This is a genomic window from uncultured Gemella sp. (assembly GCF_963529685.1).
Taxonomy (GTDB): Bacteria; Bacillota; Bacilli; order Staphylococcales; family Gemellaceae; genus Gemella.
This window is the reverse complement of the sequence record NZ_CAUSAI010000019.1, coordinates 21,140-30,156: the sequence shown is the minus strand read 5'-3', so window position 1 is coordinate 30,156 and position 9,017 is coordinate 21,140. Positions and strand designations below refer to the sequence as shown.

Annotated in this window: 4 protein-coding genes; 3 read left to right on the top strand and 1 reads right to left on the bottom strand. The window is 28.9% G+C overall.

What is annotated here, in order from left to right; genetic code table 11:
• The coding region (locus tag RWS90_RS04365) for a peptidase (RefSeq protein WP_314548973.1) at positions 1–4,188 on the bottom strand (4,188 nt) is incomplete at its 3' end.
• Between the two features lie 453 nt (positions 4,189–4,641).
• Between RWS90_RS04365 and RWS90_RS04360 the strand changes: the two genes are divergently transcribed.
• From RWS90_RS04360 to RWS90_RS04350, 3 genes are all read left to right on the top strand, one after another.
• On the top strand, positions 4,642–5,253 hold the full coding sequence (locus RWS90_RS04360; protein ID WP_314548972.1) for a ribonuclease H family protein: 612 nt from the start codon (positions 4,642–4,644) through the stop codon (positions 5,251–5,253).
• Between the two features lie 247 nt (positions 5,254–5,500).
• Positions 5,501–7,264, top strand: a complete 1,764-nt coding sequence (locus RWS90_RS04355; RefSeq protein ID WP_314548969.1) for an ABC transporter ATP-binding protein — start codon at positions 5,501–5,503, stop codon at positions 7,262–7,264.
• Complete coding sequence (locus RWS90_RS04350; protein WP_314548966.1) at positions 7,251–8,984, top strand: ABC transporter ATP-binding protein; 1,734 nt, start codon at positions 7,251–7,253, stop codon at positions 8,982–8,984. The genes RWS90_RS04355 and RWS90_RS04350 overlap by 14 nt, the downstream gene beginning before the upstream one ends.
• The last annotated feature ends 33 nt before the right edge of the window (positions 8,985–9,017 follow it).

The window sequence follows — 9,017 nt, the reverse complement described above, 5'->3', positions numbered from 1 at the left end:
AGAAGAGTTACCTTCGTTATTAGTAGGTGTATCAACTTTGTCGTTAGGTTTGTTTTCCTCAGCTGGAGTTATTTCTTTCAATCCACTAACTGCATCTTCAATCTCTTTTATAAGAGTAGAGCGAGTGTCTTCTAAGTTTCTAGTTTCTTTAGCTTTATTGATGAATTCTGTAGCTTTAGTAATAACTGCAGTTAAATTGCTTTTAGATTCTTCTGAGTATTTATTAGTAGCGATTTTATCTTGTGCAGATTTTATAGCTTCTTCAAGTTTAGAAGTATCATATCTAAGCATAGTAGAGTATGTTTGGACATCGTTGAATAGTTTTAAAATTTCGTTAGATTTAGGATTATTATGTATTAAATCTTCTAACTTATCTATTTTTTCTTGTAGGAAATTATCTACAGCATTTATGCTTGCTTCACTATATTTTTTACTTTCTTTATCAGAGTTAAAGTTAGCTACAGCTTCAGCATTTGATTGTCTTAGTTGAATAAGTAAATCATATTGATTTTTTAAGTCTAATAGATTTGTAAATGCAGCTGATATTTCTTCTGAACTAGCAGTAGTGTTTTTCAATACATTTTGAGCCGCATTTATTTTATTACCAAAGTTTTTAATTACTTCTAAGTCTTGGCTTACATTGGCGTTTTTAAATACATTGTTCCAACTATCATAGTATTTGCTTGTTGTTGCATCAAATAACGCGCTTAATTGTTTTTTATCTGCAGTAATAGCTGCATTTTCTTTAGGATATTTTAATGATAATATAGCTACGTTTTCGTGTTTATCTGTACCAAATACTGTACTACTTGCAAAAGTATTAAGTTTTATAGTAGTAGGTTTTCCTTCAATAGGTATTCTAATTTTTGAAGGATATTTATAAGAATTAGTTTGATTGTTGTAAGTTACACTTGCTGTATCTTCTTTTAATACTTGAACATCTTTTTCAATTTCTCCATCAAAGTATGTAAGTTTACTCATAACCCCAATATTAGCTGTTCCGTTGTTCATAGGAATAAGGTCTAATTCTAAATATGTTTTTCCATTTTCCGTTACTAAATATGTATTTTTGATTATACCGTTCGCCATAGAAGGTGAAGTTGAATCTGCTTTTAATAATGAACCTTGTAATTCTATTTTATTGTTAGAATCTGAAGAAGATGTAGAATCTGTTGGATTATTTGGTTTTTCTTGAGTTGTATCGGCAGAATTATTGAATGTATTTACTGCATTTGTAAGTTTATTTAATTCTGCTAATAATGCTTCTTCACTAGTAGAATCATTTTTTAATAGTTCTTTAGCTTTTGCTAATTCATTAGTTAAAGTAACAAAGGCAGCCGGATCTTTTTTGCCTTGTTTTATTAATTCAACTTCGGCTATTTTATTTTTTAATTGCTCTTTTGCAGGAACAGTCTCTGTTGTAGCTTGAGAACTGTTTAAGTCAGCAATAGCAAACTTAAATTGCTCTTTGTAGTAGTCTGTTAAATCTGTATTAACTTGATCATCTGTATCAGGAGATTCAGGAGTTAATTTAGCATTAGCAACATAAGATTTTGCTTCATCGATTAATTGTTTAAGTTTAAGTTTTGCTTGTGTAACTTTGTTAAAGTTGTTATATGCTTCTTCAGCTTTTTTGATTTCTCCTGAAAGTTCTTCTGTATTTATACGAAGATAATCACTTAAATGCTGTACTTCACCTGTTAGTTCATCCAATTTTTCATAAACTGTAACTGTACCTTCTTTTTCAAATTCGCTTAGGTATGTTTGTTTTTTACCTTCTATATCACTAGGAGAAAGTTCGTTTATTTTTCTTTCAACCGCATCTAGTTTTTCTTTTACTAGAGCTTTACTTTCATTTGTATAATGTGTGTTATTTTTCCATTCGTTTTCGTAAGAATCTTTCGCACTTTGTAGTGATTTATGTAGGTTAGCTAAAGAATCTAATTTTGTACTTTCATCTAGTAGTTTATTTATTATATTATCTACGTCGTCTTTTGTTAATGAATCGTTGTTTAAAAGTTGTTGAGCTTTAGTTATTAGTTGATTAAAGTATGTTTTAAACTCTTGTCTTAGATTTTTATAATTATTTTGTACAACATCACTAGTGTAATAATCAATTTTATTTCTTAAAGTGGCTTTTAAAGGAGATTCTTTTTTTGCTTCTAGTTTTGTAGAGTAATCGATATATAAGTCTGTTGGTTTTGTAAAGTTTTCAATTCCATTATTTCCGAAATAAAATGAGTCTTTAAAATTAAAGTTTCCTAAGAGAGCTATTTCAATATTTTTCTTAGTTGCATCAACTATAAGTTTTAATTTAGTAGGGTAATCACGCCCGCCGATATTTTTTGTTTCTATTACTTCAGCATTGGCATCTGTATTTCCTAGACTGTTGTATTTGAAAGTATCTGCTAGAGCGAAGTCGATAGACCCTCCCGCGATTTTTGGTTCTAATGTTAGTATTACTTCGTTTTTACCATTTCCTAATTCGTGAACTTCTACATTTTTTATAAGTTCTGTTAAATCGCGACTGTATTTTGCTTTAATAGGTTTATCGCTACCTCGTTCTACGAATTTAGCTGTTACGTTATATGGAGCAACTGGTTTTGTAGTGTTTTCAACAGGTGCCGCAGGAACTGGTTCGCCTTTTTGTCCATCTTTTTTAACAAGATTATTGATAGCATCTGTTAATTGTTTTACACGATCTGATGTATCGTTAATTTGAGGGTTATAGCTTTCTGTTTGTTTAATCCAGTCTTTAGCGTGATTTAATGCTTGTTCAAATTTTTCAAGTGTTACAGGCTCGTATTCACTTTTTATTTTTCTATCAGCGATATCAATTATTCTTTTTAGCTCTGTAGTATTGTATTTCAAGTAAGTGAAGTTCGCATTATCAAAATCTTTTATTAATTGAACTAGTTCTTTGATATTTTTTGTATTTTTTAATGCAGGAACGCTCTTAATATAGTTTTTGTAATTTTCGATACTTTCTTTTGTATATGTTTTTTCGTTATATAGTTCGAAATATTCTAGAAGTTTAGCAACTTTAATATCTAATACTTCACGTAAGGTTGCAATATCTTCCATTTCGTGAATTGGTGTAGAAATTTCATAAAGTTTATCGTAATTAGCATTTTCAGAACGCTTCAACTCTTGTAATTTTGTTACAGCTTCAGTAATTTTAGCTCTTTGTGAGAAATCTGAAGCAGTGTCTGAAGTGTTCTCTTTTGTTAGCAACCATTCATTAACTTTATTACCACGATCTATCCAATTTTGAATTTTCTCGTTTAATTTTTCTCTATATTTAGGGATAGCTTCGTTATTTTTTTGGGCAGATGAATAGTTTATATCTAATGCAAATGGTCCAGTTTGTTGTTTATTTCCGTTTTTATCTAAATAAGTCATGTTAGATATTACCAATTGCTCAGCTTTTAATTCGCCAGGAACACTAAATGCTATGATACGTTGATCTTCAGCAGAAGGTCCTAGTTTAACGTTTGTATCTAAACCAGATACTTTATTAACGACAAAGCTTGTAATTTTGCTTACTTTATCAGGATTAGCAACAAGATTGATTTCTATGTCTTGACCTTGTTTGTAGATTCCTACTAGTGATTCTTTAAATAAGTTTTTAATTTCTTCTTTATTGTCAACTACTTTTTTATAGAAATCTTGTTGTCCATCGCTAGAAACAGTTACCATTGTTGGTGTTTTAAAGTCAGTTGTAGTGTAGAAACCATCGTCGTGTAAATCGTGACCAACTTCAAAGTTATAAAGTTGAATATAATATTTTAAAGTGTTAATTGCATTTTTTGCAGTTTTTTCTGTGTAAGAGTTTGCCTCTAGTTTTACTTTTGCAGTAGCAGCTTCACTCCACATGTTATACCATGGGGTAGTGTCGATAACATCATCAGGTACTTGATGATTTTCAAATGTTACATGATAATAAGGGAAGTTTGAAGTTTTATGGAAAAATGTAGTACCTAAGTATCTATTTGTGATAGACTGATCGTTAAATATTTTATTGATGATTGCATTTAATTCATCTTTAGTTTGTTGAGTAGCTGCAGTATCACCAAAATCAGCTTTTGCTATATTGTTATTTGTAGGCCAAGCTTGAGCTGTGATAGAAGATATAGTAAGTGCCAATGCAACACTCATACTAGATTTTAATAATTTATTTGTTTTCATGGAATATTCTCCTTTTATATTTATATAATAATCTTATTTGAAATTAATTTTTCAAGATTGATTATAAACATCTTAGTTCCTTAAAACTATTTATATAATTTTTATTAAATCAACCTTTTAAAATTATATATATCTATAATATAACATAAAAACGCTTCAAATGAAACAGATTATCAATATCTTTTTGTAGAGAAGTTAAAATTAAATTTATCAAATTAACTAAAATGATGATATTTTTTGAAATAATATTCTTATATTGTATTAATTATTATTTGTATAAAAAAATAGGAAAATTATAGTAGAGGTATTTATTGTGTTTTTTTGATTTCGAAAAATATGTCTAGTTTCAAAAAATAATTGCTTATTAATTAGTATGATGTTTTCTTGAAAAAATTTACTAAATATTTTTGATGTAGTATAATTTAAAAGGAAATAGTTTAAAAGGAGAGCAAGATGTCAAAATTTTATGCAGTAAAAAATGGTAAGAAGACGGGCATATTTTCTACTTGGGATGAGTGCAAAGAACAGGTTTTTGGATTTAAGGGGGCAATTTATAAGAGTTTTAAAACATTATCAGAAGCCGAAGCTTTCTTAGAAGGTAATAAAGAAAAAATAGAGAATATAGAAGAAGTTGATGGAGTGTATGCTTATATCGATGGTAGTTTCGATAGGATAAGTGGTATCTATGGCTCTGGTGTAGTCATAGTAGATGATGAAGGAAAACATGAATATAAACATGCCGGTAATCGTGAAGATTATGCTCAATTACATAACGTTGCTGGAGAACTGGAGGCTGCAAAATTTGTTATGTGGTATGCAGCTGATAAGAGGATTAGTGAAATAACTTTGTTTTATGATTATCAAGGGATAGAAGATTGGGCAACTGGAACTTGGCAGGCGAAGCTTCCTTATACTCAAGATTATGTGAAATTTTATAATAAAGTAAAAACAAGAGTAAAAGTAAATTTTGTAAAAGTAGAAGCTCATACTGGAGTTGAACTTAATGAACTAGTAGATAAACTTGCAAAGGATGCAATAGTTGAGTTTAAAAAGAAAAATAATTAAGAAAATAGTGTACTTGAGATTATTTTAAATTGAGAGAAATTCAATAAAGAAGTTCAATAAATCAAATCGAGATAAATTATATATTACTATAAAAAAAGAATCATATAGATTTAGTAGTTGAATAGGGATAACTGGAGAAATATAAATTTTGAGTCATTCCTATTTTTATTTTTTAATAATATTAAGTGTTTAAATGTGTTATAATTATTAAAATGTAATTTGAATTTAAAAGAAGGAGGGTGAAAAATTGAGTGAATTTGTAAGTAATAAACAAATATTAAATAAAATAGTAAATCTTATTTATAGAGACAAAAATCGTATTTTGATTGCTTTGTTAGTTTCCATTGCATCGTATTATTTTACATTATATCCAATGGATAGGTTGAGTTATATCGTTGATGGTATAGCGGGTGGAAGTATTGATTTTAAGGGTATAGTTAATGAAATATTAAAAATTATTTTAGTGGGAATTGCGTTGTATATTGTCTACTTCTTTAAAGAATACTATACTTTTATAGGTTATGACAAAGTCATTAAAGATATGACATACGATATTCAACACGATATTTATAGGCATACTCCGATATTTTTTAACAAATTTAGTATAGGGGAAGTAATTAGTAGATCTACTAATGACATTACAAATTATATAGCACCACTTTTTGGTTATGGTATTTTATTAATCTTTGATGGAATAATTTACAATTTATTTATAAGTGTTCTTATATTTAACAAATCTAATTTGATTTATTTATTACTGATTCATATACCTTTGATTCTTCAGACTATTTATTTAGTGAGCAGACGAAAAGTGCAAGAAAAATACTATAATAAAATGGCAAAAACTATGGATGAAATTACAGAAGAGACTTTAGAAAATGTTAAAGGTATTCGTGTAATTAGAGCTTATAGCTTGCTAGGTAAAGTAAGAAATAGTTTTGTAGGAAAACTTAGAAGTTATGCTAGAAGTAATGAACAATATATGAAGAGAACCCTTGTTTATCAACCGTTAAATACTGTATCCTTGGCGACAAGTTATATTATAGCTGTGGCTGGAGGTTTCTACTTTATTAATTTAGGAATGATGACATTAGGGGAGTTAATCTCTGTCTGTGTAGTTATAGGGATGATTCAGTGGCCTTATATTGCTTTATCAGAGCTAGTTGTTATGCTTATAGAAGTTAGACAGGCTACTAAAAGAATATTGGAAATATCTGATAAAAAAGCTGATGTTAATAATGAATTAGCCGAAAGTGATTTTGAATTTAATAGTAGAATTGAATTTAAAGAATTTAATTTCAGTTATGAGGGGAATAATCATGTACTAGAAGATATTAATTTTACTATTAATAAAGGTGAAACTATAGGAGTAGTTGGGAAGACAGGAAGTGGGAAAACAACTTTTATTAAACAATTTTTACATCTATATCCGATAAAAGAAAATACTTTACTTCTTGATGGTAAAGGTATTGAACGATATTATGACTACTCTGTAAGAGCTAAGATAGGATATGCACCACAAGAATATCAACTGTTCTCAAAATCCATAAAGGAAAATGTTCTTTTTTATCGATATGATTTAGAAGATAAGTTAGAAGATGTTCTTGAACAGGCTGATATTAAAAAGGATATTAGCAGGTTTAAAGATGGTATTGATACTCTTGTAGGAGAAAATGGTTTATCTTTATCTGGTGGTCAAAAACAACGTCTAGGTATAGCGAGAGCATTGTTATCTAATCCTGAAATATTAATACTTGATGATAGTTTGAGTGCTGTAGATTCAAATACTGAAAAAACTATTATAGAAAATATTAAGAAAACACGCGAAGGTAAGACTAATATAATAGTAGCACATAGAATTTCTGCAGTAAGACATGCGGATAAAATTGTTGTATTAGATAATGGGAAGATATTAGATTTTGGAACGCATGATGAACTACTTGAGAAGTGTCCTTGGTATAAGCAACTAGATGAGTATCAAAATAAGGAGGTAGAAGATGATGAAGAATAAAAATCCGTTATTTCAATTTCTTCCTTATATGAAATATGCAAAAAAATCATATGTCCTTGGTTTTGTTTTTTCATTGCTGAATGTCGGGTTAGGTGTAGCTGGAGTTTATGTATTATCAAAAGTTTTTGATGGTATAACTGGAGATTTGACACGTCAGATAATTTTAAAATCATTAATTGTAGTAGCTGGATATGGACTTATACTACTGTGTTCAGGTATTTCTAACTACATTAGAAATATTTACTTGGTAAAAGGAGCTAATGAGGTCTATGTTAGAATTCAGATGCAGGTATATGATCATATCCAAAGCCTACCTATTAAGTATTTTGATAATATGCCGGCGGGTTCTGTAGTATCTAGGATAACGAGTGATGTTAATCAAATTAGAACATTTTTCGTCTCGACATTTGTTCAAATATTAATAATCGCACTTAAGATTATTTTTTCTTATGTTGTATTATTTTATGTAGATATACGTTTTGGATTATTTATGCTAGCGTTATTCCCAGTGATGTTTATAGTTTTAAAACTTTATAATAAGCTATCAATAGATAGTATTAAGGGGTATCGACGTAAATTTTCTCAAAGTAATGGGATTATAAATGAAAATTATCAAAATTTAGAAATTATCAAAGCTTTCAATAAAGAGAAAGAAAGTATTGAAGACTGGAATAAGCATAATGAAGAACGCTATAAATATTGGAAAAAATTGAATTTAGTAGATAGTCTATTACTTCATAATATAACTGGAGTGTTTAGAATTGTAATCTTCATAGGCATTGTTTATTATTATTCGTATTCACATTTTAATAATGTTTATGGTATTACATTGGGAATGGTATATCTATTTATTAATTATACAACGGATATAATTTATAGAATTGCGGATTTTACGATGGGGATTTCTAATTATATCAGAGCGCAAGGTGCAGCTATAAATATTCAAGAAATACTTAAGTTGGAAATCGAGAAAGACAATCATAGTGATATTATTGAGGATGATTTCCGAGGAAATATTAAATTTGAAGATGTCTATTTTTCTTATAAAGATGATTTTTATGTACTTCGTGATTTGAATATTGAAATTAAGGAGAACCAAACTGTAGCTTTTGTAGGGCATACGGGAAGCGGTAAGAGTACTATAATGAATTTAATTGTTAAGTTTTATAGTGCGACTAAAGGGAATGTCCTAATCAATGGTAGAAATATAAATGATTATAGTAAGGAATATCTAAGAGAAAAAACAGCGATAGTACTTCAGGACTCATTTTTATTTGAAGGTACTTTACTGGAAAATATTACGACTTCTAACGATGAAAAAATCGCCAAAGAGGCATTGTCTAGAGTTGGGGGAGCTTTCATTTTAGAAAATCGCTCGTTGGAATCAAAGGTAGAAGTAGGTGGAAGTAACTTTTCTACAGGAGAGAAGCAACTTATTTGTCTAGCAAGAGCCTTAGCAAAAGATCCTAAGATATTAATTCTTGATGAATCGACGGCAAATATTGATAGTGAAACAGAACAAAATGTAAGTCGAGCTATAGAAGAATTAAAACAAGGGCGAACAACACTTATAATAGCCCATAGATTATCAACTATAAAAAATGCTGATATGATCTATGTCCTTAGAAAAGGAAAGGTAATTGAAAGTGGAACACATGAACGATTATTAGCCCTTGGGAGAAGTTACAAAAAAATGTATGAAACTCAAGTAAAAGGATAATACAAAAAGAGTGATTTGAAAAATCAGATTCTA

What these genes read in the sequence shown, in the direction of transcription:
- RWS90_RS04350 (WP_314548966.1), top strand. Translation starts at nt 7,251, where the DNA reads ATGATGAAGAATAAAAATCCGTTATTTCAATTTCTTCCTTATATGAAA.
- RWS90_RS04360 (WP_314548972.1), top strand. Translation starts at nt 4,642, where the DNA reads ATGTCAAAATTTTATGCAGTAAAAAATGGTAAGAAGACGGGCATATTT.